This is a genomic window from Frateuria hangzhouensis, assembly GCF_026410505.1.
GTDB classification, from domain to species: domain Bacteria; phylum Pseudomonadota; class Gammaproteobacteria; order Xanthomonadales; family Rhodanobacteraceae; genus Frateuria_A; species Frateuria_A hangzhouensis.
Genome location: NZ_JAPMIU010000001.1, coordinates 379,457 through 404,259, shown reverse-complemented (window position 1 = coordinate 404,259; position 24,803 = coordinate 379,457). Strand labels below are relative to the sequence as shown.

Here is a 24,803-nt window from a genome sequence, read left to right as displayed (position 1 = left end):
GTTCCCGTTTGCCCCGGGGGCGCTCATAAGCGGTTTTCTGCGTTCTTGCGTGGCCGCTCTGTGGCTGGGCTCGCCTGCGGCGGGCTTTCGATCGCCACCGGCGCTCGGGAGTTGAGGCAAGGGAGGTATCTGGTGCCTCTTTGTGCTGCGTTATTTTGTTGGACGGGTGGGGCTTACTTGCAGCCACAGAGCGGCCCCGCAAGAACGACCAAGCCAAACTTCCACCCCAACACCACAAGACGCGATGCCGTAAGCTGCGCGCCGCCCACCACAAAGGAATCCCATGCCGCGCACGCTCGCCGAATGGCTTGCCTACCAGGAAGGCGTCAACCCCCACAGCATCGAGCTGGGACTCGAACGGGTAAACAAGGTATGGCAACGCATGGGCGCTCCGGCGCCGGCCCGGCGCGTGATCACCGTCGGGGGCACCAACGGCAAAGGCTCCACCGTGGCCCTGCTCGAAGCCATGCTGAAAGCGGCCGGCCAGCGCGTCGGCTGCTACACCTCGCCGCACTTGCTGCGTTACAACGAGCGCGTGCGGATCGACGGCAGCGAGGCGGGCGATGACGCACTGGTCGCGGCCTTCGAGCGCATCGAGGCGGCGCGCGGCAGTGGTGCCGACGCCACGCCGCTGACCTACTTCGAATACGGCACGCTCGCCGCGCTCGACCTGTTCGCACGGGCGGACCTGGACGTGGCCGTGCTGGAAGTGGGCCTGGGGGGGCGGCTGGACGCGGTAAACATCATCGATGCCGATGTCGTAGTGATCACCACCATCGACATGGACCACATGGACTGGCTCGGCAACGACCGCGACAGCATCGGCCGCGAGAAGGCCGGGATCGCTCGCCGGGACAGGCCGGCGATCATCGGCGAACTGGATCCGCCGGCCGGGTTGCTCGGTGCGCTGAATGCTTGCGGCGCGCAGGTTCAATGTGCCGGTCGCGACTTCCTGGTGGAACGACATGCGCAGGGCTGGCGCTGGCAACATCGCGACGGCACCGCATTCGAGCTGCCCGATCCCGCGCTGGCCGCGCCCGTGCAGTACGCCAACGCCGCCGCCGCCATCGCCGCGCTGCATGCGCTGGATACGGCGGGCGAACCTTCCACTCCGATCGCGCTGGGCCAGGCCGCGACCGATGGCCTGGTGGCCGTGCGCGTGCCGGCACGCCTGCAGTCGCTGGGCGGTGATCCCGAGCTGGTGGTCGACGTGGGGCACAACCCGCAGGCGGCGCGGGCGCTGGCCGACTGGCTGAAGCTTCGCCGCTTCGCGCGGGTGCACGCGGTCTACGGCGCGCTGGCCGACAAGGACGTGGCCGGTGTGCTCGCTGCCCTCGGGCCCCGCGTCGATCGTTGGCATCTGGCTGGGCTCGATCAGGTTTCCCCGCGAGGCCTGCCGATCGGCGCACTGGGCGAGGCCGTCCGGCAAACCCTGCCGCAGGCGATGTTCGACGCCCATCCCCACGTGTCCGATGCGCTGGCCGCCGCGCGTACCCAGGCCCGCCCGGGCGACTGCATCCTCGCCTTCGGTTCGTTCTTCGTCGCCAGCGTCGTACTGGCTGAACCGGCGGCCTGAACAAACCGTGCCGGCGGCACGGGCAGGTATAATCGCGCTGTTGCATGCCGTACCGCCTTGGAGCTTCAGTCTTGAAAACACGCCTGCTGGGTGCCTTCGTCCTGATCGCGTTGGCAGTGCTGTTCGTGCCGATGTTCTTTTCCAGCACGCCGCCGACGGCCGCGGGCGACCAGGCGGTGAGCCTGGCCATTCCGCCGGCGCCGGACCGCGACCTGCAGACGCGCACGATGAGCCTGCAACCGGACGCGCCGGCCAGCGGCGGCACCAGCGCGCCGGTGATTCCGGCGCGCGCGCAGTCGGTCGCGCCGGCGCCCTCCGATCGCCTGGCCACCGTCGACATCACCTCGCGCCGCCCGCACGACGTTGAGCTTGAGCCGGATGCGGCCACGCCGCCCGCGGAAGCCCCCGAACCGCAAGCACCCGCCAGGACGGCGCCGGCCGCGGACAAGCCGGACAGCCAGCCGACGAAGACCAGCCCGAAGACGGATACGGCCACCGCCGCGCGGGGCCACTACACGCTCAACCTCAGTGCCTATTCCGATGCCGGCGCGCAGCGGCTGATCCAGAAAGTGCGCGCGCTGGGCTACCCGGTATCCGGCGAGTCGATCCACCAGGGCAGCAAGGCGCTGACCCTGGTCACCGCCGGCCCGTTCGACACGCGCACCGCCGCCGAAGCCGCGCGGCTGAAGATCACGCAAAGCATTCCCGGTGCCCCGGCGCACCTTGAAAGTGGCGCCAGCGACCAACATGGTGATGTCGCCGCCGCGCCGGCCGCCACACCGAAGCGCGCCGGCGGCTTCGCGGTGCAGGTGGCGGCGATGGGCAGCCAGTCCGACGCCAACGCGCTGCGCGACAAGCTGCGCGCGGCGGGGTTCGACGGCTTCACCGATTCGGTCAAGAGCGGCGGACGCACCTTGTGGCGCGTGCGCGCCGGGCCACAGACGCGGCGCGACGACGCCGAGCGCGTGCGCGACCAGATCAAGGCCAAGCTCGGAATGGCCGGCAACGTGGTGGGCGTGCCTTAAGGCGCGATCACGGGGGCGGCGGATGAACTGGATCGACTACACCATCCTGATCGTACTGGCGCTGTCCATCCTGGTCGGGCTGTGGCGCGGGCTGGTGTCGGAGGTGCTCTCGCTGGCCGGCTGGATCGCCGCATTCTGGGTGGCGTGGACGTTCGGCCCGCTGGTGGCGGCGCAGTTCGAGCACAGCATTTCGCTGCCGGTGGCGCGGATAATGGTGGGCTACGCATTGTGCTTCGTGGTCGTGCTGATCGTCGGGGCACTGCTGCGCTTCGTGGCGAGACGGTTGCTTTGGAGCACCGGCCTGGGCGGACTGGACCGGTTGCTGGGCATGTTGTTCGGCTTCGCGCGCGGCGTGCTGCTGGTGACGCTGGCGGTGTTCCTGGCCAGTTTCACGGCGCTCACCCGCGAGTCGCTCTGGCAGCAGTCGCTGCTGCTGCCGCAGTTCACCGGCGCGGCTGGCTGGCTGGGCGACCGGGTGCCGGCGAACGTTCGCCGCTACCTGCATCCGCCGGCGCAGCTGCCCAAGCTTCCACCGGTCACGCTGCCGGCACTTCCGGGCGGTTCACCCGCGCCGGCGCAATCTGTCCTATCGGCGGTCCAGGCGGCCACGCTCACCTGAATACGCTTAATTTCAAGCACGCAAGCAGGCATCCAAACATGTGCGGAATCATCGGCATCGTCGGTACCACCGAAGTGGCATCGGCGCTTTATGACGGACTTACGGTGCTGCAGCACCGCGGCCAGGACGCGGCCGGCATCGTCACCGTCGATGGCGCGCACCTGCGCCTGCACAAGGGTAATGGCCTGGTGCGCGACGTGTTCAACCAGAACGCGATGAGCCGCCTGGGCGGAAGCATCGGCATTGGCCACTGTCGCTACCCGACCGCCGGCTCGGACAACGCCGACGAGGCGCAGCCGTTCTACGTCAACTCGCCCTACGGCATCGCCTTTGCGCACAACGGCAACCTGGTCAACACCGAGGCGCTGCGCCGCGAGATGTTCCAGGACGATCGCCGGCACATCAATACCGACTCGGACTCCGAGGTGCTGCTCAACGTGCTGGCGCACGAGCTGCAGATTCAGGACCGCATGGCGCTCACGCCAGACCAGATCTTCAAGGCGGTCGCCGGCGTGCATGCGCGCTCGCGCGGCGGCTACGCCTGCCTGGCGTTGATCCAGGGCTACGGCCTGCTGGCCTTCCGGGACCCGCATGGCATCCGCCCGCTGGTGCTGGGGGAGCGCGTGACGCCGGAAGGGCGCGAATACGCGGTGGCCTCCGAGTCGGTGGCGTTCGACGTGCTCGGCTTTAAGCGCGTGCGCGACGTGGCGCCGGGCGAGGCGGTCTACATCACCGTCGACGGTCAACTGCATGCGCGCCGCTGTGCCGAAACGGCGGTGCACGCGCCCTGCATCTTCGAGTACGTCTACCTGGCACGGCCCGATTCGATGATCGAGGACGTCTCGGTCTACAAGGCGCGCCTGCGCATGGGCGAGAAGCTGGCCGAGAAGATCAAGCGCGAATGCCCGGACCACGGCATCGACGCGGTGATCCCGATTCCCGACACCGCGCGCACCGCCGCCAGCTCGCTGGCCGGCGTGCTCGGCGTGCCGTTCCGCGAGGGCTTCGTCAAGAACCGCTACGTCGGCCGCACGTTCATCATGCCGGGGCAGGGCGACCGCGTGAAATCGGTGCGCCGCAAGTTGAATGCGATCGACCTGGAGTTCCGCAACAAGACCGTGCTGCTGGTCGATGACTCGATCGTGCGCGGCACCACGTCGAAGCAGATCATCCAGATGGCCCGCGACGCGGGTGCGAAGAAGGTCTACTTCGCCTCCGCCGCGCCGCCGGTGCGCTACCCCAACGTCTATGGCATCGACATGCCTTCGGCCAGCGAGCTGGTCGCCGCCGGCAAGAGCGAGAAGGAAGTCGAGCAATTGCTCGGGGCCGACTGGCTGATCTACCAGGACCTGGACGACCTGGTCTGGGCGGTGCAGGACGGCAACGAAGAGCTGAAACAGTTCGATACGTCGTGCTTTTCCGGCGAATACGTCACCGGCCTGGATCAGGATTACCTGCAGCAGATCGAAATGCTGCGTTCCGACGATGCCAAGGCCGCCCGCCGCAGCGCCTGAGCAAAGCATCGCCGCAAGCGGCCTCCTACAAGTCATCGCGCCATCCTGTAGGAGCCCGCTCGCGGGCGATGTTTTTCCCGTAATGACCAACCTCCACGCCGCCGCCCAAGCCTGCCTCGCCGCCACCGATCCGGCCGAGAAGCTGCGTCTCACCCATGCGGCCTGGCAGGCGCTGCAGGCGGGCGAGTTGCACCCGGATCCGGCGTCACTCGTACCCGAATCCATCGCCACGCCGGGCCGCCCCCAGCGCCCGCGACTGGTTCCGCAACGCCAGGTTCCCCACCGCGGCCTGGGCACCCCGGAAGGCCGCGCCGCGCTGGTCCACGCCATCGCGCACATCGAATTCAACGCCATCAACCTGGCGTGGGACGCGGTCTACCGCTTTCGCGGCTTTCCCGCCGACTACTACCGCGACTGGGCCAGCTGCGCCCACGACGAAGCGCGCCACTTCGCCATGCTGGACACGCGCCTGGCCGAATTCGGCCACGCCTACGGTGATTTCGATGCCCACAACGGCCTGTGGGAGATGGCCGAGAAGACCGCCCATAGCGACCTTGCCCGCATGGCACTGGTGCCGCGCGTACTCGAGGCGCGCGGGCTGGACGTCACCCCGGGCATGATCGAGCGCCTGCGCGGCATCGGCGACGAGCGCACCATCGCCATCCTGGAAGTGATCCTGCGCGAGGAGGTCGCCCACGTGGCGGCAGGCACGCGCTGGTTCCGCTGGTGCTGCCAGCGCGATGCCCTGGAGCCGCGAGCCACGTTCATTGGCCTGCTGCGCGAGTACATGGGCGGCAGCCTGCGCGGACCGTTCAACCACGCGGCGCGGCAGGCCGCGGGCTTCGACGCCGAGGAGATGGACCAGTTGGCCGCGCTGGCGGTATCCCCGTAGAACGTCGAACATTGCCTCTGCCAGAGGCCATCTGTAGGAGCCCACTTGTGGGCGATGCCCTTCGCGCACGGGAACGCAGAGGATCGCCCACAAGTGGACTCCTACAAGGGGCGGCGGCGGATCGGGCGCGCCGGCAGGACACCATCAAAGAAAAGGCCACCGCAAGCGGTGGCCTTTTCGTGTGTCTTGGTCGGGGAGACAGGATTCGAACCTGCGACTTCTACGTCCCGAACGTAGCGCTCTACCAGGCTGAGCTACACCCCGTGGGAGCCGCGTATCTTAGTGAGCCGACGAAAGCTTGGCAATATCCCGCGCGGTTTTTTTCGCACCAGGCGCGGCGGGAGCGGGGCGGCCATCTGCTAACCTAGGCGGCCGCCGTCTCGCGGCCTCAAGCGCCGCTTCCGTTACCCCGCAAGCAGAGGATTCCATGGCGCTTACCCCGGCCCGCACCATGCCTGGCGTGCTCGAGCTGCTGCCGCTGGACCAGATCGCGTTCCAGCGCATGCTCGACACCATCCGCCGCAATTTCGAGCGCTTCGGCTTCCTGCCGGTGGAGACGCCGGTGATCGAGTACTCCGACGTGCTGCTGACCAAGAGCGGCGGCGAAACCGAGCGCCAGGTGTACTTCGTGCAGTCCACCGGCGCGCTGGCGAAGGAGGGCACGCCGGAGCTGGCGTTGCGCTTCGACCTCACCGTGCCGCTGGCGCGTTACGTCGCCGAACACGAGCACGACCTTTCGTTCCCGTTCCGCCGTTACCAGATGCAGCGCGTGTACCGCGGCGAGCGCGCCCAGCGCGGACGCTTCCGCGAGTTCTACCAGTGCGATATCGACGTGATCGGCAAGGACAGCCTGACCACCCGTTACGACGCCGAACTGCCGGCGGTGATCTACAGCACGTTCCGCGAACTGGATATCGGCGCATTCACCATCCAGCTCAACAACCGCAAGCTGATGCGCGGGTATTTCGAGAGCCTGGGGATCGCCGATGCGGAGCAGCAGATGCTGGTGCTGCGCGAGGTGGACAAGCTGGACAAGCGCGGCGCCGACTACGTGCGCGACACGCTCACCGGCGAGGCCTTCGGCTTGTCGGCGGACGTGGCGGCGAAGATCCTGGACTTCGTGCAGGTGCGCTCGACCTCGCTGGATGACGCCTTCGCCAGGCTCGATGCGCTGGGCAGCGGCTCCGGGGCGCTGGAACAGGGCAGGGCGGAGTTGAAGGAAGTGCTTGGCCTGATCCGCGACTTCGGCGTACCCGAGACCCACTTCGCGCTGAACCTGTCGATCGCCCGGGGCCTGGACTACTACACCGGCACCGTCTACGAGACCACGCTCAACGACCACCCGCAGATCGGCTCGATCTGCTCGGGCGGCCGCTACGAGAACCTGGCCAGCCAGTACACCAAGTCGAAGCTGCCGGGCGTGGGCATCTCCATCGGCCTGACCCGCCTGTTCTGGCAATTGCGCGACGCCGGCCTGCTGGGCAGCGCGCGCAGCACGGTCGACGTGCTGGTCACGCAGATGGATCCGGCGCAGCTACCGGCGTACCTGGCGATCGCCAGCGAACTGCGCGACGCCGGCATCGCCACCGAGGTGGTGCTGGAAAGCGGCAAGCTCGGCAAGCAGTTCAAGTACGCCGATCGCGCCGGCATCCGCTTTGCCGTCGTGCTGGGCGAGGACGAGCTGGCCAAGGGCGTGGTGACGGTCAAGGACCTGCGCCGCGGGGACCAGTTCGAGGTGGGCCGGGGCGAACTGGCCAAGGCGCTACGGGTAGAGCTGGAACAGGCAGCGGCGATGGGGCAGTAGGACACGCCATCGAGCCCCTTGCCGACGTCGTTCTGGCGAAACCGGTATCCATCGCTTTGGGCAGCAAGACAACCAACGGAGCACCAGTGGACAAGATCATTCTCGATGGCCGCAGCCTCACCCGCGCGCAACTCGTCGCGGTGGCGCGCCAGGGCACGGCGGTGGAACTGGATCCGACGCAACTCGAACGCGTCCAGCACGCCGCCGACTTCCTGGCCGACAAGGTCAACTGCGGCGAGCCCACCTATGGCGTCACTACCGGCTTCGGCAGCAATGCCGACAAGCTGCTGGGTGGCCATCGCCTGCGCGACGAACTGGTCGTGGACAAGGCTGGCACGGCCAAGGCCGGCGCCAGCCTCATGGAAGAGCTGCAGCACAATCTGATCGTTACCCACGCGGTATGCGTGGGCAAGCCGTTCGCGCCGGACGTGGTGCGCGCGATGCTGGTGATCCGCATCAACACGTTGATGCGCGGCCATTCGGGCATTCGCGTATCCACCCTCGAAGCGCTCACCGCGATGCTCAACCGCGGCGTGGTGCCGGTGGTGCCGGAGAAGGGCTCGGTCGGCGCCAGCGGCGACCTGGCGCCACTTTCGCACCTGGCGATCGTGTTGCTGGGCGGCGGCGAGGCCTTCTTCGAAGGCGAGCGCATGAGCGGTGCCGATGCCCTGAAGCGGGCCGGGCTGGAGCCGATCCGGCTGTCCTTCAAGGAAGGCCTGGCGCTCAACAACGGTACCGCGCAGATGCTGGCCACCGGCGCGCTGGCGCTGGACGACCTGGAATACCTGCTGGGCGTGGCCGATCTTGCCGCCGCCATGTCGCTGGACGCCTTTGCCGGCCGCAGCGGCGCGCTGCGGCCGGAGGTGCACGCGCTGCGGCCGCATCCGGGCCAGGTCGAGGCGGCCGCGCATGTGCGCCAGTTGCTCGCCGGCTCCACGCTGGTCGACATTCCCTACCACCTGGTGCCGCGCTTCAAGCCGTGGTCGGCCGAGGCCTGGACCCTGCCCGAAGACCTGGCGCTGTCCTTCGACATCGGCTGGGACTGGGTGCCGGCCAACCAGCGGCACGGCCGCGAGGCGTTCTACGACCGCTTCCTGCCGTTCAAGGGCGGCAAGAAGCACCAGCCGCAGGACGCCTACTGCCTGCGTTGCATGCCGCAGGTACATGGCGCGGTGCGTGACGCCTGGGCCCAGGCCTGCCGCGTGATCGACATCGAGCTGAACTCGGTGACCGACAACCCGCTGATCTTCCCGGACGCCGAGGGCGCGCAGTTCATCGAAGAGCAGGTGATCTCCGCCGGCCACTTCCACGGCATGCCGCTGGCGCTGGCGATGAGCTACGTGAAGGCGGCGATTCCGGTGCTGGCCTCGATCTCGGAGCGACGCCTCAACAAGCTGGTCGATCCGGCCAACAACGATGGCCTGCCTGCCTTCCTCACCGGCAACGAGGATGGTACCGATTCGGGCTTCATGATCGTGCAGTACACCGCCGCGGCGCTGGTCAACGACCTGGCCACCCGCGCGCATCCGGCCAGCGTGTACTCGATCCCCACCAGCGCCAACGCCGAGGACCACGTTTCCATGGGCGCCAACGAGGCGCGCCACGTGCTGGAAATGATGGAAGACCTCGGCCACGTGCTGGCGCTGGAGCTCTACACTGCCGCGCAGGCCCTCGATTACCGCCGCGAGATGCTCAACGCCGCGCGCCGGCTGGCTGCGCGCGGCGACTGGCGCGCGCTGGCCGCCAAGATCGGCAACGCGCCGCGCGAAGACCAGCCGCATTACGGGCAGTTCGAACAGGAAGTGCGCCAGTTGATGGCCGCGCTGGCCGACGGCGAGGATTTCCATGCCGGCACCGCCGTGCAGACGGCCCACGCCCTCTTGCGCGAGCGGATTGCCTTCATGCATCGCGACCGCGCCATGGATGGCGACATCCGCACCGCCTGCGCCCTGCAGCAACAGCGTGCGTTCGCTGCCGCCGCGCACCCGTGGCTGGTCGCCGACGTCGTCGATTACCCCTGATTTTCCGGAGTCACCATGAGCCTCATCCAAGTCCCGGTTTCCTACGGCGAGCTGATCGACAAGATCACCATCCTGGAGATCAAGTCGCGCCAGATCCGCGATCCGGTCAAGCTCGCCAACGTGCGCAACGAGCTGGACCTGCTCAACGCGACCTGGGCCAACGACCCCGCTTCGCAAACCGACATCGGCGGCGAGCGAGCGCGCCTGCTGGCCGTCAACGAAGCGCTGTGGGACATCGAGGACCGCATCCGGCTGAAGGAACGGGCGCAGGCCTTCGACGCCGAGTTCGTCGAGCTGGCGCGTTCGGTGTACGTGCGCAACGACGAGCGGGCGGCGGTCAAGCGCGAGATCAACCTCAAGCTCGGCTCGCAGCTGGTGGAAGAGAAGTCCTACCAGGATTACCGCCCGTCGGGCGCTTGAAGTGAGTCTTCGACTCCGGCGCTGCGCGCCTACGCTCAGGGCGAACGGCCTTTAAATATCCGTTTGCGCTGAGCGCAGCCCGCAGGGCGAAGTCGAAGCGCCTGCCGCAGCTCCAAGGCCGAGCCCCTCTCCCTCCGGGAGAGGGGCCGACAGGCGGGAGAGGGTTCGGGCGGAGCAGGACGTCGGGATTCACCCGAACCTTCACCTGCCGCCCTTCTCCCGAAGGGCCATCTCAGGCCAGCCCACGCGATTCGGCAAACGCCTCGAAGCGCTCCACCACGTCATCCACCTCGATCAGCCCCATCACGCCCGGCCGCTCGATTTTCGTACCCCAGGCCAGCTCGCTCGCCGGCTTGCCCAGGAAGCGCCGTGCCGCTTCGTCATACTTGTCCACGCACCAGCTGCGATCCGAGTAGGGTCCGGAGCGGTCCGGGTTGCTCGCCGCATGCAGCCCCAGCACCTTGGTGCCCACGGCGTTGGCCATGTGCATCGGTCCCGAATCGGGCGTGATCAGCATATGCGCGCGATCGAGCAGGGCCAGCAGCCGCTTGAGCGTGTCCTTGCCGGTCAGGTCCATTGGCGAGCCCTTGCAGGCCGCCAGCACTGCATCGGCCATCGCCCGCTCGCCGCTGGAAGGGCCGCCCACCAGTGCCACCCTCCATCCGCGCGCCAGCGCGTGATCGATCACCGCCGCGTAGCGCTCGGGATACCAGTTGCGCAGGGCATGGCTGGAGGTCGGGCTGACCAGCAGGGTGGGCGTGTCTCCCGGCAGTTGCTGTTCCGACCAGACGCGCGCCTCGTCGGGGATCGGGATGTCCCAGCGCACCCGGGTCTGCTTCAGTCCCAGCGGCTCGCAGAAGCTGCCGATCGCATCGAGCACGTGTTCGCCGGAGCGCGCGGGGATGCGCTGGTTGATCACCAGGCTATGCAGATCTTTCGAGCGCGCGCGGTCGTAACCGATACGCCGCGGCGCCCGCACGCCCAGGCTCAGCAGGTTCGAACGCGCCGCCACCTGCATCTGCAGCAGCGCATCGAAACGCCGCCCGCGCAGCGTCTTCCAGACATCGCGCACGCCCCCCCAGCCGGCGCCCTTGTCGAAGGTGACGAACTGCACCCCTTCGATATCCCCCACCAGCCTGCGTTCGAGCTTGCCGACGATCCAGGTCAGCGCCGTGCGCGGCCAGGCCTGCTGCAGCGTGCGCACCAAGGGCACGACATGGGTGACATCGCCGATCGCCGAAGTGCGCAGCAGGCACAGCGCAGCGGGAGCGGGCAGGGGGCTTGGGCTAGAATCGACCGACATGAACGTCTCCTTCGACCGCCCATGATGATGCAGGAGCAGATCCGCGAGGAAGCGGGCGGCGCGATGTTGTTCGACGCGTCGCTGGCGCCTGCGGCTGATGTGCGCTGGTTCGACCGCGGCTACTGGCAGCAGCGCGACGCCTTGCGAGTGCAGAGTGGCGGGCGCGGCGGGGTGGCGGTGATCGACACGCCGGCCGGCGCGTGCGTGCTGCGCCATTACCATCGGGGCGGCCTGGTGGCGAAGTTCAACCATGACCACTACCTGTGGACCGGCGCCGCGCATACGCGCAGTTTCGCCGAGTTCCGGCTGCTGGCACATGCCGCGGGGCTCGAACTACCGGCACCGCAGCCGGTGGCCGCGCGCTACCGCCGGCATGGGTTGTCCTACACCGCCGATCTGATCACCCGCCGCATCGAGGATGCGCACACGCTGGCCCAGTGCCTGGCCGAGGGTCGGCTGGATGCCGACCTGGCGCGCGAGACCGGCGCGCTGGTCGCGCGCTTCCATCGCGAAGGAATCTGGCATGCCGATCTGAACGCGCACAACGTGCTGGTCACCGCCGGGGCGCTGTATCTGATCGACTTCGATCGCGGCGCGCTGCGCACGCCGGCGGAAGCCTGGCGGCTGGCCAATCTCGCCCGGTTGCGCCGCTCGCTGGTCAAGCTCGGTGCCATCGAGCGGATAGCCGATTTCCAGGCGACGATCTGGGGACCGCTGGTCTACGGCTACGAACGGACGCTGGGCGCATGAACTGGTCGCTGCGTTTCCTCGGTGTCGGCGCCGCCCACGCGGTAGAGCTGGGTTCCTCGGCCGCGGTGCTCGAACGGGACGGCAAGCCCATGCTGCTGATCGATTGCGGCCCGGACACGCAGGACCGCTATCAGGACGCTTACGGCGAGCTGCCGCGCGCGATCTACATCACCCACACCCACCTGGACCACGTCGGCGGCATGGAGCGGCTGTTCACCCGGCTGTGGTTCGACGAGGCCTTGCGCGGTAGCGTGCGGGTGTTCGCCCACGCCGCGCTGGTGCCGTGGTTGCAGACGCGCGTGGCCGACTACCCCGGCGTGCTGGCCGAGGGCGGCGTCAACTTCTGGGAGGCCTTCCGGCTGGTGCCATGCAGCCGCGGCTTCTGGCTCGACGGCTGGTGGTTCGACGTCTTTCCCACGCGGCACCATCGTCCGAACACTTCCTTCGGCCTGGCGCTGCGCGGCAGCTTCGTGTTCACCGGCGATACCCGCCCGGTGCCGGAGATGCTGGCGCAGCATGCGGCCGGCGACGAACGCGTGCTGCACGACTGCGGGTTGGTGGGCAATCCCTCGCACAGCGGCGTGGATGACCTGGACCGCGAATACGACGAAGGACTGCGGCGGCAGCTGGTGCTGTACCACTATGGCAGCACCGCCGATGGTGAGGCGCTGCGCAGCCGCGGCTATGCCATCGCCGAACCCGGCGGCAGCCTCATGCTGCCTTCACCGTCGCCGCCGCGGCCCGACGCCGGCTGACGTTGCTCCTGCCGGTTGTGTCGGCACGGGGAGATCGCTATCCTTCCGCTTCTTTGCCAGCCTCCAGGGTCGGCAAGGAAGATCCGGAGAGGTGTCCGAGTGGTTGAAGGAGCACGCCTGGAAAGTGTGTATACGGCTTATCCCCGTATCGCGGGTTCGAATCCCGCCCTCTCCGCCAGTTTCTAGTAGGGCGTAACGCGCCCACGTCCATGGTGGCCCCGTCGGTCCCCCCGCGACGATAGTCCGCAAACTCCGCCAGGTCCGGAAGGAAGCAACGGTAGTGGATGATTCGGGTGCCGGGGTGTGGCTGGCGGGGCCGCCGCCATTTCGGGGTAGCGGCGAGCGCGCCCCGACACCGTTCGGCGCCATGCCACTCACGCCGGGAAAGGGGAGGCATCAGATCTTCCTGTCGAGCTCTTCCCCATTTCCGCGGGTGAATGTGCCGAATGCGGATGGCGCTCTTTGCCGACCCGCCCCTGACCTTGGCACAATCGGGGTTCGCCCTCAGGTATAGCCCATGTCCTATCAGGTTCTCGCCCGCAAGTGGCGCCCGCGCAAGTTCGTCGAGCTGGTCGGGCAGGAGCATGTGGTGCGCGCGCTCACCAATGCGCTGGACACCGGGCGCATGCATCACGCCTATCTGTTCACCGGCACGCGCGGCGTGGGCAAGACCACGATCGCGCGCATCTTCGCCAAGTCGCTCAATTGCGAGCGCGGCGAGTCGGCCGATCCCTGCGGCGAGTGCGCGGTCTGCACGGCGGTGGACGCCGGCCGTTTCGTCGACCTGCTCGAGATCGACGCGGCCAGCAACACCGGCGTGGACGACGTGCGCGAGGTGATCGAGAACGCCCAGTACGCGCCCGCCCGGGGCCGCTTCAAGGTGTACCTGGTCGACGAGGTGCACATGCTCTCCAAGCCGGCCTTCAACGCCTTGCTGAAAACTCTGGAGGAGCCGCCGCCGCACGTGAAGTTCCTGCTCGCCACTACCGACCCGCAGAAGCTGCCGGTGACGGTGCTGTCGCGCTGCCTGAAGTTCAACCTCAAGCGCCTGCTGCCCGAACAGATCTCCGGCCAGATGCGCCACATCCTCGACGCCGAACAGATTGCCTACGAGGACGCCGCCATCGGCGAACTCGCGCGCGGTGCCGACGGCTCGCTGCGCGACGGCCTGTCGCTGCTGGACCAGGCAATCGCCTATGGCGGCGGCGGGCTGAAGGCCGACGACGTGCGCGCCATGCTGGGCAGCGTGGCACGCGGCCAGGTGCTGGGCGTGCTCGACGCGCTGGCCGACGGCGACGGCGCGCGGCTGATGGCCGAGTGCGAGCGCATCGCCTCGTACTCGCCCGACTTCGGCGGCGTGCTCGACGACCTGGCCGCCACGCTGCACCATCTCCAGCTGATCCAGCTGGTGCCCGGCTACCGTGTCGAAGGCGACGGGGAGGACGAGCAAGTGCTGGCTGGGTTGTCCGATCGCATGCAGCCGGAAGACGTGCAGCTCTACTACCAGATCGCTACGACCGGCCGCCGCGACCTGGCGCTGGCACCGGATGCACGTACCGGATTCGAGATGGCGCTGTTGCGGATGCTGGCGTTCCGCCCGGGTGAGGCGGGAGAATCCACCCCGTCGGCCGGGCGCGAGAGCCGCCCGTCGCCGGCACCGGCGCCGCGACCCTCATCGGCGATGCCCCGCAGCGAGGCGCCGGCTACCCGCGCAGCACCACCGCCCGCACCACCCGCCGCGCCCAAGGCTCGTCCGCCCCTGGCCACGGATGCCCGCGGCCTGCCGCGCTGGGACGCGCTGATCGAACAGGCTGGCCTGCGCGGTCCCCTCGGCCAACTGGCACAGAACGCCGCATTGCGCGAGCGCGACGGCAACACGCTGGTGCTGGCGCTGCAACCGGCGCACATGCACCTGGCCGTCGAGCCGATGGCAGGCCAGATGGCCGACCGTATCGGCGATGTTCTGGGCGAGCGCATCAAGTTGCGCTTCGTGGTCGACAGCGATGGCGCTGCCGAAACCCCGGCCGCCCGCGCCGCGTCCGCCCGGCAGAGCGCCCAGAGCGCCGCCGAGCAGGCGATCGAAGAGGATCCGCTGGTGCAGTCGCTCAAGCGCGAGTTCGGTGCCCGCGTGGTGCCACAGTCCATCAAACCCATCGAACAATGAGCGGAGTTACGCCATGAGAGGCCAGATCGGTCAGTTGATGCAGCAGGCCCAGCGCATGCAGGAAGACATGAAGCGTGCGCAGGAGGAAATCGCGAAGATGGAAGTCACCGGCAGCGCCGGCGGCGGCCTGGTCACGGTGCTGATGACCGGCGCGCACGAGGTGCGCCGCGTGCAGATCGACCGCAAGCTGTTCGCCGACGATCCGGAGATGGCCGAGGACCTGGTCGCCGCCGCCGTCAACGACGCGGTCAACAAGGTGGCCGAGGCCAGTCGCGGCAAGCTCGGCGGCGTGACCTCCGGCATGAATCTGCCGCCCGGTTTCAAGATGCCGTTCTGAGCCGGCATTCGGGGTTCGGGATTGGCAAGCAGCCCCCGGCTTTTTGAATCCCGAATCCCGCTTCGCGAATCCCGAGATCATGACAGGTTCCCCCCTTCTCGCCGACCTCATCGAAGCGCTGCGCTGCCTCCCCGGCGTGGGCGGCAAGAGTGCGCAGCGGATGGCTTTCCATCTGCTCGAGCGCGAGCGTACGCGCGGCCTGAAACTGGCCGGAGCGCTGCGCGAGGCGATGGAGCGCATCGGCAACTGCACGCGCTGCCGGAATTTCAGCGAGGATCCGGTCTGCGCGCTGTGCGCGAGCGGCAGTCGCGACCGCAACGTCCTGTGCGTGGTGGAGTCGCCGACCGATCTGGCCGCCATCGAACAAGCCACCGGCTATCGCGGGCAGTACTTCGTTTTGCTCGGCCGGCTGTCGCCACTGGACGGACTCGGCCCGGAAGAGCTTGGCCTGGCACAGCTGAGCGCGCGGCTGGGCGAGGGCGAGATCGAGGAAATGATCATCGCCACCAATCCGACCGTCGAAGGCGAGGCCACCGCGCACTACCTGGCGCAGCTGGCCAACGCCGGCGGCGTGAAGCCGACCCGGCTGGCACACGGCGTGCCGCTGGGGGGCGAGCTCGAGTACGTCGACCGCGGCACGCTGGCGCACGCCTTCGGTAGCCGCCAAGTGCTCGAATGACGCCCGCCACTGGACGAAATGCGGCCGCGCCGCGCCTCGTGTTCGAGGCGCCCGCGCCGGCCGAGTACTGCGCACTGCGCCAGGCTGCCGGCCTCAGCCGCATGGACGAGGCGGCCGCCCGCGTCGGGCTTCCGGCCAGCTGGTGTGCGGTCTGCCTGCGCGACGGCGAGGAACTGGTGGGCATGGGACGGCTGGTCGGCGACGGGGCGTTGTTCCTGCAGCTAGCCGACATCGCCGTACGCCCGGACTGGCAGCGGCGCGGGCTCGGCAGTCGAATCGTGGCGGCGCTGATGGAGCACGCGCGCGAGTGCGCACCCCGCGACGTGGTCGTTACCCTGCTCGCCGACGGCGAGGCCTGCCGGCTGTACGAGCAGTTCGGGTTCCGGCTGAGCGCTCCGCATTCGCAGGGTATGCTGCTGCGGCTGTAATCGCACCGCACGAAGGAGTCAGGCATGGGCGACACGATCTTCGGCAAGATCATCCGGCGGGAAATCCCCGCCGATATCGTCTTCGAAAACGACGAGGTTCTCGGTTTCCGGGACCTGAACCCGCAGGCGCCGGTGCACGTGCTGTTTATCCCGAAGAAGCCGTTGCCGACCTTGAACGACGCGCAGCCGGCCGATGCCGGGCTGCTGGGAAAAGTGTTGATCGCCGCAGCCGACTACGCCAAGCAGGAAGGGCTGGCCGAGCAGGGCTATCGCACCGTGATCAACTGCAACGAGCACGGCGGGCAGACGGTTTACCACCTGCACGTGCATTTGCTGGCCGGGCGCCGCATGAACTGGCCGCCCGGCTGAACGCACTGCCGGGCTGCATCCGGTGGTGCGCTGGTGCGCTTCGATAGGGAACCTCGGAAAACCCCGAAAGCTTCCGACGCCCACTGCAGGAGCCCACTTGTGGCGATGCTTTTGGCGTGCAATCAGACGTAAGACCATCGCCCACAAGTGGGTTCCTGCAAAAGCGTCGCGCGAAAAGAGCTATTCGAGGTTCCCGACAGTAGGATCCAACGAAAAACGCCGGCGCGAGGCCGGCGTTTTTTGCGATCGGAGGCAGCCTACTTGTGGCCAGGCCTGGGCGCTGGCGCGGGTGCCGGGCGCACCACGATCACGCGCGGGCGATTCCAGAACGGGTCGCCCCACGGGCCCCAGTACGGCCCGAAGCCCGGACCCCAGAACGGATCGTAGTAACCCGGCGGGTAGCGCACGGTCACCGGGCGCTTCGGCCACAGGTAGACCACGTCGGCCTCCACGCGCGGGTAGGCGTAGTCGTAGTCACCCACCTTTTTGGTCACGGTGCCATGTAGGGTGCCGGTAACAGTGAGCTCGCGGCCGCGGGTGAACACTTCCGGATCGTAGAAACCCTCGTGGCAGGCGACGAAGCGACCGTCGGTGGCGCCGCTGGTGCCGGACTCCGGCCGTGCCTGCTTGTCCAGCGGGCGCGACAGCAAATAGAAACAGGTCTGTTGCGGGCCCGGCTCGGTCTTGATGATCTCGCCGCCCCAGCGCACCTTCGCGCCCCCGGCGCCGCCCTGCTGGGCGCCCGCCGTGCTCACGTTGGAGTAGGTGCCCTGCAGCGGCTGGGGCATCGTCGCGCAGGCGGTCAGCAGGCCGAAGGCGGTGGCCAGGACCAGCGGTCGGTACGGAAAGGACATGGTGGTTCTCCCTGGGACTGCGATCGCCGGGCGATCGCATGGATAGTCATTTGACCACGCGGCGCGGCCGGAATTCCCGTACCGCCCGCTGGAAATCCCGCAGCAGTTCAGGCACGGGTTCGTCGCGTGCATAGCGCAGATCGAGGTAGCGGTTCATCAATCGCTCCAGTTGGCCGCGCTGCGCGGGCAACGCCCTTGCCGCGCGGCTCAGGTAATGCTGCGGCCCCTCGCCGCGACGGCGCGTGATGCCGGCGCGGGCGAGCCTGACCTCCAGTCGCCGCAGCGCCTGGCGCAGCGGCTCGGGCCGTTCACGCCGCCACAACGCCCAGCCCACGCCGATGGCCACGAACAGGGCCGTGCCGATGGCCAACAGCATGCCCAGCATCGCCGTGCCGGTGTCGCGGATGCCGAACGGGGTCAACAGGCCACGCTGGCGCAGTGCATCGAACCCGATAACGCCTTGGGCCCACCAGTGGTTGACCACGTCCCAGCGGTTGCGCAGTGCGCCCAGCCAGCCGCTTTGCGTCCAACCGAGCTGGTCGCCGGCGGCGGCCTCGGCGCCCAGGCTGACGCGTTCAGGTCGAACCGCGGCGGTCGGGTCGATGCGTACCCAGCCACGTCCTTGCAGCCACACCTCGCTCCAGGCGTGCGCGTCGGACTGGCGCACCAGCAGATAGTTGCCCAGCCGGTTCCAGTAGCCACCTTGGTAGCCGGTGACCACCCGCGCGGGAATACCCGCCGCGCGCATCAGCACCGTGAAGGACGAGGCGTAGTGCTCGCAGAACCCCTCGTGGGTATGGAACAGGAAGTCGTCCATCGCATTGCGGCCCAGCGGCGCCGGCGCCAGCGTGTAGCGGAACCCGCCGTCGTGGAACAACCCCAGCGCGGCGTCGATGATGGCCTGGTCGTTGCCGCCGTAGCGCGCGCGCCACTGTGCGGCCAGCGCGTGCGTGCGCGGGTTGAATCCCTCGGGCAGGCGCAGGGCGAAACGCCTTGCCGCCTCGGGCAGCCGCGCCTGCAGGCGGTAGTGCAGTGCCGCGCGCGCCTCGTAATGCAGTGGCTCGCGGACGGGCTTGTCGCTGAAAACCTCGCGGTCGGGGCTGAGGCTCGCATCGACTGGTGCCTGTGGCGGCACGCCGAGTGCGGGCAGGACGGCGCGGTCGGTCGGCTCCAGGTCGACCTGATAGCCGGTGGTGACCCTGGCCTCCAGTGTCTCGGGCGGCCGTGGCCTGCCGTCGGCGCGGCGCAGCTGAACGTGTTCCCACGTGCGTCCGTCATACACCCACATCACGTAGGCGCGGAAATAGCGCAATTCACGCGCCGGCGGCGGGCCATCGAAGCTGACCCGCATTGCCGGGCGGTCATCGACCAGCAGTTCGGTGAAGTTGCCCGGCGACATCCGGTCGCTCAGGCCAGTGCGCGCCTCGCTACGGTTGGCCGCGCCCCACAAGGGCGAGCTCAGCCGGGGCACCAGCGCAAAGGCGAGCAGGGCCAGCGGCACCGCGGCGGCGAGCAGGGCCAGGCCGGGGACCAGCGCGTGCGGCAGGCTCGCCGGAGCCTGCGCCGGCTCCAGCGCGCGTAACGTGGCCAGTGCGGGCAACAGGCCCAGGGCCACCACGACAGTGGCGACCAGGCCCTGGTCGAACAGCAGCGCGGCCATCAGGCCGAAGCAGGCGAAGCTCACGCCGACTTTGGCGTCGCGGGGCGTCTCGCTTTCCAGCAGCTTGAGTACCAGCAGCCCGACGGCCAGCGCCGAGCCCGGTTCCTGTCCGAAAATCGTGCCGTAGTGGAACACCACCGCCACCGCCAGCAACGCCAGTAGTGGCAGCTTCAGCAGCAGCGGTGCGCGCTTGCCGTGGTGGCGGCGCTGCCACCAGCGCGTGGCCAGCACCAGGGCCAGTGCGCCGGCCAGCCACCAGGGCAAGTGTGCCACGTGCACGCCGAGCACGCAGGCCATGGTCAGGCAAAGCAGGTCGAACGCGCGCGAATCCAGGATGGGTTCGCCATGATGGCGATGCAGGGCGCGCATCATGGCAGCGACGCCAGTGCGCTCATGCAGCGCGCGTAATGGCCCGGACCGCTGCCGACCTCGATCGGTTGGCCCGGCAGCCACAGGCTGTGGCGGCGGCCCTGGGCATGGGCCTCGCCCAGCCAGCGGGCCAGGCGGGCGATGCGCGCCTCGTTGTCCATGCCTTCCAGCTCGCGCCAGTCGAGGCGCCATTCGGGGCGGGATTCGGGTTGTTCGAAATCCTTGCTGAGCAATTGGCCCAGTCGCGCGCTGGCCTTCCAGGCGATGTGCTTGCGCGGATCGCCGCTGCGGTAGTCGCGCAACGCGGCCAGGTCCTCGCCTCGGTGCAGGCGCGGGCGCAGGCCTTCGTCGGCGGGCAGGCGCGGTGGTGGCCCGCTGTTTTCCGGACGCGGCCAGACCAGCGCGGATTGCGCCGGATGCACCCAGCTCCACGCGCGGAACAGCCCCAGTGGCCAGGTCGTCCAGACGCGCAGGCGCGGCAATGGCTGCCAGCCGCGCTGGGCGGTGGCCAGCGGCAGGGTGACGTCGGCCCGGCCGCTGGCATCGATGGCGAATGGCTGGCAGGCGTTGCCCAGATCGACACGGATCGCGCTGCGGGGGCGGGTCGATTCGAATTCCAGGGTCAGCGCCAGCGCCTCGCCGGCGATCGCCTGGCCGGCGCGCACGCTGGCCAGGGCGAGCCCGTCGAGCGCGCGGAAGGCCACCAGCATGCTGGCCGCGCCGGCCGCGCCGAGCATGCAGGTCAGCAGCAGCGCGGCGTTGTTGGAATAGTTCAACGAGCCGACCAGCATCACCAACAGCAGGATCGTGAAGCCGATGCCGAAGCCGGTCGGCACGATGTAGATGCGCCGGCGGTGCAGCTCGATCGGCATCGGCTCGGTGCGGCGGAAACGGGTCAGCGCGGGCAGCCGCCGTTCGGCCAGTTGCTGCAGGCGGCGCAATGCGTCGCGCACGGTCAGTCGACCGCGGTATCAGCCAGCAGCGCGCGGGCCAGCGCATCCCCGCTGGCGCCGCGCGAAGGCACCAGCCGGTGCGCGGCCAGTGGCACGAACAGCGCCTGAATGTCCTCCGGCAGCACGTGGCCACGTCCGCTCAACAAGGCCCACGCACGCGCTGCGCCGAGCAGGGCGATGCCGGCCCGCGGCGACAGCCCAACCTTGATGTCCGCATGACGACGGCTGGCCGCTAGCAACGCCTGCAGGTAATCGAGCAGCGCGCTGCTGGCGGTGATGCGCTGCGCCTGGCCGTGCAGCGCGGCCAGGCTGGGTGCGTCGAGCTGCGGCGTGAGCTGGGCCAGCAGGTCGCGGCGATCGCTGCCGGCCAGCAGCGCGCGCTCGGCGGCAGCGTCGGGATAATCCAGCGAGATGCGCAGCATGAAGCGGTCCAGCTGCGAGTCGGGCAGGGGAAAGGTGCCATGCAGGTCCAGCGGGTTCTGCGTGGCGACCACGAAGAACGGTTGCGCCAGCGTGTGCGTCTGGCCGTCCACGGTGACCTGCCCCTCGGCCATGGCTTCGAGCAGCGCGCTTTGCGTTTTGGGCGTGGCGCGGTTGATCTCGTCGGCGAGCATCAGACCGGTGAAGATCGGGCCGGGATGAAAGCGGAATTGCCCCGTCTCGCGCTCGAACACGCTGACCCCGATAATGTCCGAAGGCAGCAGGTCGCTGGTGAACTGGATGCGTTGGAAATCCAGTGCGAAGCTCGCGGCCAGCGCATGCGCCAGCGTGGTCTTGCCCACGCCGGGCACGTCCTCCAGCAAGAGATGGCCGCCGGCGACCAGACAGGTGAAGGCCAGCTTGACCTGGCGCGGCTTGCCTAGCAGCACGCGGTTGACCTGGGCCATCGCCGCTTCCAGGCGGGAATGGAGCGTTTCTTCGGGCAGGGGAGTGGTGGCGGACATGGGTTCCTGGCAGTCGGCACGGGCACAACGCGGGGAGGGTCGGTCGAGTGTAGCGGCCCATCTCGCGCGCTGGCGAGGCGCGTTCCTCATTGCGTTCGTTGTCCTGCTGGTTCTCAAGTGCATCGTCGCCGCGCGCATGTCGCCGTTCGGCGACGAGGCGTTCTACTGGCTGGAGAGCCGACACCCGGCCTGGGGCTACAGCGATCTGCCGCCGCTGACGGCGTGGCTGATCCGGCTGGGCGAGGGTATCGCCGGGCACGGCCTGCTGGGCATGCGCTGGCCGTTCCTGCTGCTGGGCAGCGCGTTGCCGTGGGTGATGGTGGCGTTCGGGCGGCGTGCGTTCGACGCGCGCATCGGTTGGCAGGCGGGCCTGCTGTGCATGGCGCTGCCGCTGGCCGGTACGTTCGGTGTGATGGCAATGCCGGACGTGCCGTTGACCCTGGCGATCGCCGTGGCCTTGCATGCGCTGTTGCGCGCGATGGACGAGGATCGCCTGCGCGACTGGCTGCTGCTCGGCGTCGCGCTGGCGGTGGCGTGGCTGACCCACTACCGCGCGGCGATGGTGATGCTGGCCGGACTGCTGCTGCTGGTGTTCACCACGCGCGGCCGCGCGCAGTGGCGCCGGGGCGGCCTGTGGCTGGCGCTTGCCGTGGCGGCGCTGGGGTTGATCCCGCTGGTGGTGTCGAACTGGCGCCAGCATGGCGCAGGCCTCGCGTTCCAACTGGTCGATCGCAACCCATGGAGCTTCCACGCCGATGCGCTGGTGCAGCCGCTGGAGCAGGCGATCGCCTGCACGCCGGTGCTCTACGCCTTGTTGCTGTGGGCGCTGTGGCGCAGCTGGCGCCGGCGTGACGAAGGGGCGCCGTGGGATTTCCTCGCCTGGACATCGCTCGGCTTCCTGGTGCCGTATTTCCTGTTCGGCCTGTTCGCCGACGACCTGCGCTTTCGCGCGCACTGGCCGCTGCCCGGTTACCTGCCATTGCTTGCCGCCTTGCCCGCGCTGTGCCGGCAGGCGGGCCGGGGATGGCGCGTCGCCACCGTGATCGGCGGCGTGCTGGGCGGACTCGGCACTGTGCTTGGACTGGGCTATCTCGCGCTGGCGGCGAGTGCGCAGGGCGTGGAAGTGCTGGCATCGAGCAAGGCATTCCCGAGCAACTTCGTGGGCTGGCGCGAGAGCGCGGCGCAGGCGCAGGTCCTGCTGGAACACGAGGACGCGGTGCTGGTGGCCGACAACTTCATGCTGGCCGCCGAGCTGGAATTCCAGCTCGATGGCCGCCGGCCGGTGTATTCGCTGGACAGTTCGCTCAACGTCAAGCACGGCCGTGCGCCGCAGCTGGCGATCTGGCAGCTCGACGAGGCCGGGCTGCGCACCGCGCACGCCGGTGAGCCGATGCTGCTGGTGGTGAGCGAGGTGATGCGCGAGCGCGAGATGCTGGAACGGCTGGGGTCGATCTGCGGCAGCATCGAGGCGCCGCGGCTGGTCGCGCGGCAAGTGCTGTTCGACGGGCGCAAGAGCTTCGCGTACTACCGGGGTCGGGTGCCGGTCTCGCCGCCTGCGCGGCTGGCCGATCCCTCCCGGTGCCTGTTCTGGCGCAACGCGCAAGCCGTGCCTCGACGGTAGGACGGCCTTGAGCCCACCCGCTTTTCGCCACTTGGCGCCCGGTAGGCTGAAGCCCACCCTACGGTTCAGGGGATGGCCAGGCCTGCTTCGCGCAGCAGCCGTGCCAGTGCGATCAACGGCAAACCCACCAGCGCGGTAGGGTCGCTGCTGTCGATGCGCTCGAACAAAGCAACGCCCAGGCCCTCGCACTTGAAGCTGCCGGCGCAGTCCAGCGGCTGCTCGCGCGCCACGTATCGAGCGATCTCGGCGTCCGCGAGCGGCCGGAACTGCACGCGCGTGGTGTCCAGGTGCGTGCGCCGGCGCCCGTCGCGGGTATCGAACACGCACAGCCCCGTATGGAAGCGCACCTCGCGGCCCGCACAGGCGGCCAACTGGGCCTGCGCGGCATCGGCGCTGCCGGGCTTGCCCAGCGCATGGCCGTCGAGCTCGGCGATCTGGTCCGAGCCGATCACCAGGGCATCGGCCAGTCCGCTGGCGGCGCCCTCGGCCTTGGCGATGGCCAGGCGCAGGGCGCCCTCGACCGGGGTCTCGCCGGGAGCCAGGGTTTCATCGGTGCCGGGCGCGCGCTGGTCGAAGTCGTCCACCAGCCGGCGCAGCAGTTCCGCGCGGTAGCGCGAGGTGGAACCCAGTACCAGCCGCGTCATACGTCCGATTCGCGGCGGATGTGCTCGCGCATGGCGTCGTCCAGGTCGTGGTGCGCCCGTTCCAGCGCGTTTACCAGCGGGCGCAGCCGGGCGCGGGTCTGGCTCATGTCCGCGGCGGCCTCGTCCAGCCCCTGCTGGCTGGCATCGGGCGCGCAGTCGCGAATCCACAGCCGCTGCTGCAGCAGCGAGCGCAGGCCGGCGTCGATCGCCTGGGTGGCCTCCTGCTCGCCGGCCGCGGGTTGGTCGGGATTGAGCGACATCACCGCATGGGCCTGCTTGAGCCCGTTGCGGCAGGTCTTCAGGTCGGCCTCCAACTGGTCGGCCAGTTCAAGCAACCGCAGCATGCTGTCGCTGCGCTGGTCCAGCCGCCGACGGCGGCCCAGCAGCACGAATGCGCCTGCGCCCACCAGCAGCAGGAACATCGCGGCAAGGCCGAAGGCGAGGGTAACGGGCACAATAGGGAGCCGGTGACAGTCGGAAGGGCAGTCTGCCGCAGTCCCGCCGGCAGGCAAAGCCCGTCATGGCGCGGTTGACTTGCACCCGCGCCGGACCTTAAGATTTCGCGATTATGTCCGTGACACTGCCAGAGTCCGTGGACGCTTGGCGCATGGTCTCGGCGCGGCGTTCGTTTACCGGGACGCTTCCCGTGGCCGCCATGTCCCGCCTGTGCGGGATGCTGGCCGGCAACGAAGGGGCGGCGCAGTACGCGCTGGATTTCGGTCGCGACGAGTTCGGTACGGCCTACCTCCAGTTGCACGTCGAGGCACCGCTGACGTTGACCTGTCAGCGTACGCTGGAACCGTTCGTGCTGCCGCTGGAAGTGGACGGCCGGCTCGGCCTGATCCGCAGCGAACGCGAGGAGGCGGCCCTGCCGCCCGGTTGCGAGCCGCTGCTGGTCGACGAGGACGGCAAGCTGAACCTGGCGGACGTGATCGAGGACGAATTGCTGTTGGCGTTGCCGCTGGTGCCGGTCAATCCGGACAGCAGCCTGCCACCCGAAGTGACCGATGCGGGTTCACCCGAACCCGCATCGGAACGTACCGACAACCCGTTCGCGGTCCTTCGCGAACTCAAGCACAACGATTGAAGCTGGAGATACACC

24 protein-coding genes, 2 tRNA genes and 1 other RNA gene are annotated in these 24,803 nt (G+C 68.9%); 19 read left to right on the top strand and 8 right to left on the bottom strand.

Features of this window, described 5'->3' with window-relative positions; all coding sequences use genetic code 11:
• Positions 1-283 precede the first annotated feature (283 nt).
• From folC to OSC30_RS01825, 5 genes are all read left to right on the top strand, one after another.
• Entirely contained in the window at positions 284-1,576 is a 1,293-nt protein-coding gene (gene folC, locus OSC30_RS01845) for a bifunctional tetrahydrofolate synthase/dihydrofolate synthase (protein ID WP_267170112.1), read from the top strand.
• Positions 1,577-1,647: 71 nt separating this feature from the next.
• Positions 1,648-2,601, top strand: a complete 954-nt coding sequence (locus OSC30_RS01840; RefSeq protein ID WP_267170111.1) for an SPOR domain-containing protein — start codon at positions 1,648-1,650, stop codon at positions 2,599-2,601.
• A 22-nt stretch (positions 2,602-2,623) separates the two neighbouring features.
• Positions 2,624-3,220 carry a CvpA family protein gene (locus OSC30_RS01835; protein WP_267170110.1) on the top strand — a complete coding sequence of 199 codons (597 nt, stop codon included), beginning with the start codon at positions 2,624-2,626 and terminating at the stop codon, positions 3,218-3,220.
• Between the two features lie 38 nt (positions 3,221-3,258).
• A complete protein-coding gene (gene purF, locus OSC30_RS01830) occupies positions 3,259-4,734 on the top strand; it encodes an amidophosphoribosyltransferase (RefSeq protein ID WP_267170109.1) in 1,476 nt (491 codons plus the stop codon).
• Between the two features lie 82 nt (positions 4,735-4,816).
• Positions 4,817-5,626: a ferritin-like domain-containing protein gene (locus OSC30_RS01825; RefSeq protein WP_267170108.1), complete on the top strand. Its 810-nt coding sequence runs from the start codon at positions 4,817-4,819 to the stop codon at positions 5,624-5,626.
• 187 nt (positions 5,627-5,813) lie between these two features.
• Here OSC30_RS01825 and OSC30_RS01820 read toward each other — a convergent pair.
• Positions 5,814-5,890: transfer RNA gene (locus tag OSC30_RS01820), tRNA-Pro, on the bottom strand.
• Positions 5,891-6,053: 163 nt separating this feature from the next.
• On the opposite strand from OSC30_RS01820, the gene hisS reads away from it, so the two are divergent.
• The 3 genes from hisS to OSC30_RS01805 all read left to right on the top strand — a co-directional run bounded on the left by hisS (position 6,054) and on the right by OSC30_RS01805 (position 9,871).
• Complete coding sequence (hisS, locus tag OSC30_RS01815; RefSeq protein ID WP_267170107.1) at positions 6,054-7,430, top strand: histidine--tRNA ligase; 1,377 nt, start codon at positions 6,054-6,056, stop codon at positions 7,428-7,430.
• Between the two features lie 86 nt (positions 7,431-7,516).
• Positions 7,517-9,451: an HAL/PAL/TAL family ammonia-lyase gene (locus tag OSC30_RS01810; protein ID WP_267170106.1), complete on the top strand. Its 1,935-nt coding sequence runs from the start codon at positions 7,517-7,519 to the stop codon at positions 9,449-9,451.
• Between the two features lie 15 nt (positions 9,452-9,466).
• The gene (locus OSC30_RS01805; protein ID WP_267170105.1) at positions 9,467-9,871 is read left to right on the top strand and encodes a DUF6165 family protein; all 405 of its coding nucleotides are present in this window, start codon (positions 9,467-9,469) and stop codon (positions 9,869-9,871) included.
• Positions 9,872-10,103: 232 nt separating this feature from the next.
• Here the strand turns inward: OSC30_RS01805 and OSC30_RS01800 are convergent, their stop codons facing one another.
• Positions 10,104-11,174, bottom strand: coding sequence for a glycosyltransferase family 9 protein (locus OSC30_RS01800; protein ID WP_425474720.1), 1,071 nt, complete (start codon positions 11,172-11,174; stop codon positions 10,104-10,106).
• 21 nt (positions 11,175-11,195) lie between these two features.
• On the opposite strand from OSC30_RS01800, the gene OSC30_RS01795 reads away from it, so the two are divergent.
• The 9 genes from OSC30_RS01795 (at position 11,196) to OSC30_RS01755 (ending at position 16,656) form a co-directional block, all read left to right on the top strand.
• Positions 11,196-11,924: a 3-deoxy-D-manno-octulosonic acid kinase gene (locus OSC30_RS01795; RefSeq protein ID WP_267170104.1), complete on the top strand. Its 729-nt coding sequence runs from the start codon at positions 11,196-11,198 to the stop codon at positions 11,922-11,924.
• The gene (locus OSC30_RS01790; protein WP_267170103.1) at positions 11,921-12,679 is read left to right on the top strand and encodes an MBL fold metallo-hydrolase; all 759 of its coding nucleotides are present in this window, start codon (positions 11,921-11,923) and stop codon (positions 12,677-12,679) included. Before OSC30_RS01795 ends, OSC30_RS01790 begins: the two co-directional genes overlap by 4 nt.
• An 85-nt stretch (positions 12,680-12,764) precedes the next feature.
• Positions 12,765-12,857, top strand: a tRNA-Ser gene (locus OSC30_RS01785).
• Positions 12,858-12,898: 41 nt separating this feature from the next.
• Positions 12,899-12,995: signal recognition particle sRNA small type (gene ffs, locus OSC30_RS01780), an RNA gene on the top strand.
• A gap of 201 nt (positions 12,996-13,196) precedes the next feature.
• A complete protein-coding gene (gene dnaX / locus OSC30_RS01775; protein ID WP_267170102.1) occupies positions 13,197-14,843 on the top strand; it encodes a DNA polymerase III subunit gamma/tau in 1,647 nt (548 codons plus the stop codon).
• A 13-nt stretch (positions 14,844-14,856) separates the two neighbouring features.
• On the top strand, positions 14,857-15,180 hold the full coding sequence (locus OSC30_RS01770; protein ID WP_267170101.1) for a YbaB/EbfC family nucleoid-associated protein: 324 nt from the start codon (positions 14,857-14,859) through the stop codon (positions 15,178-15,180).
• A 79-nt stretch (positions 15,181-15,259) separates the two neighbouring features.
• Positions 15,260-15,859, top strand: coding sequence for a recombination mediator RecR (gene recR, locus OSC30_RS01765; protein ID WP_267170100.1), 600 nt, complete (start codon positions 15,260-15,262; stop codon positions 15,857-15,859).
• Positions 15,856-16,287, top strand: coding sequence for a GNAT family N-acetyltransferase (locus tag OSC30_RS01760; protein WP_267170099.1), 432 nt, complete (start codon positions 15,856-15,858; stop codon positions 16,285-16,287). Before recR ends, OSC30_RS01760 begins: the two co-directional genes overlap by 4 nt.
• Before the next feature lie 24 nt (positions 16,288-16,311).
• Complete coding sequence (locus OSC30_RS01755; RefSeq protein WP_267170098.1) at positions 16,312-16,656, top strand: histidine triad nucleotide-binding protein; 345 nt, start codon at positions 16,312-16,314, stop codon at positions 16,654-16,656.
• Positions 16,657-16,913: 257 nt separating this feature from the next.
• On the opposite strand, the gene OSC30_RS01750 is transcribed toward OSC30_RS01755, so the two are convergent.
• From OSC30_RS01750 to OSC30_RS01735, 4 genes are read right to left on the bottom strand one after another with little or no spacing between them, the layout of a single operon-like run.
• Positions 16,914-17,510 carry a Slp family lipoprotein gene (locus tag OSC30_RS01750; RefSeq protein ID WP_267170097.1) on the bottom strand — a complete coding sequence of 199 codons (597 nt, stop codon included), beginning with the start codon at positions 17,508-17,510 and terminating at the stop codon, positions 16,914-16,916.
• Positions 17,511-17,556: 46 nt separating this feature from the next.
• Positions 17,557-19,542 (bottom strand): transglutaminase TgpA family protein, encoded by a 1,986-nt coding sequence (locus tag OSC30_RS01745; RefSeq protein ID WP_267170096.1) that lies wholly within the window; start codon positions 19,540-19,542, stop codon positions 17,557-17,559.
• Positions 19,539-20,492 carry a DUF58 domain-containing protein gene (locus OSC30_RS01740; protein ID WP_267170095.1) on the bottom strand — a complete coding sequence of 318 codons (954 nt, stop codon included), beginning with the start codon at positions 20,490-20,492 and terminating at the stop codon, positions 19,539-19,541. Before OSC30_RS01740 ends, OSC30_RS01745 begins: the two co-directional genes overlap by 4 nt.
• 2 nt (positions 20,493-20,494) lie before the next feature.
• Positions 20,495-21,436: an AAA family ATPase gene (locus tag OSC30_RS01735; protein WP_267170094.1), complete on the bottom strand. Its 942-nt coding sequence runs from the start codon at positions 21,434-21,436 to the stop codon at positions 20,495-20,497.
• Between the two features lie 136 nt (positions 21,437-21,572).
• Between OSC30_RS01735 and OSC30_RS01730 the strand changes: the two genes are divergently transcribed.
• Positions 21,573-23,057 carry a glycosyltransferase family 39 protein gene (locus tag OSC30_RS01730; RefSeq protein WP_267170093.1) on the top strand — a complete coding sequence of 495 codons (1,485 nt, stop codon included), beginning with the start codon at positions 21,573-21,575 and terminating at the stop codon, positions 23,055-23,057.
• A 65-nt stretch (positions 23,058-23,122) separates the two neighbouring features.
• Here OSC30_RS01730 and OSC30_RS01725 read toward each other — a convergent pair whose 3' ends face one another.
• Both OSC30_RS01725 and OSC30_RS01720 read right to left on the bottom strand, forming a co-directional pair.
• A complete protein-coding gene (locus tag OSC30_RS01725) occupies positions 23,123-23,701 on the bottom strand; it encodes a Maf family protein (protein WP_267170092.1) in 579 nt (192 codons plus the stop codon).
• Positions 23,698-24,156, bottom strand: coding sequence for a hypothetical protein (locus OSC30_RS01720; protein ID WP_425474719.1), 459 nt, complete (start codon positions 24,154-24,156; stop codon positions 23,698-23,700). Before OSC30_RS01720 ends, OSC30_RS01725 begins: the two co-directional genes overlap by 4 nt.
• 113 nt (positions 24,157-24,269) lie before the next feature.
• On the opposite strand from OSC30_RS01720, the gene OSC30_RS01715 reads away from it, so the two are divergent.
• A complete protein-coding gene (locus OSC30_RS01715) occupies positions 24,270-24,788 on the top strand; it encodes a YceD family protein (protein WP_425474718.1) in 519 nt (172 codons plus the stop codon).
• The last annotated feature ends 15 nt before the right edge of the window (positions 24,789-24,803 follow it).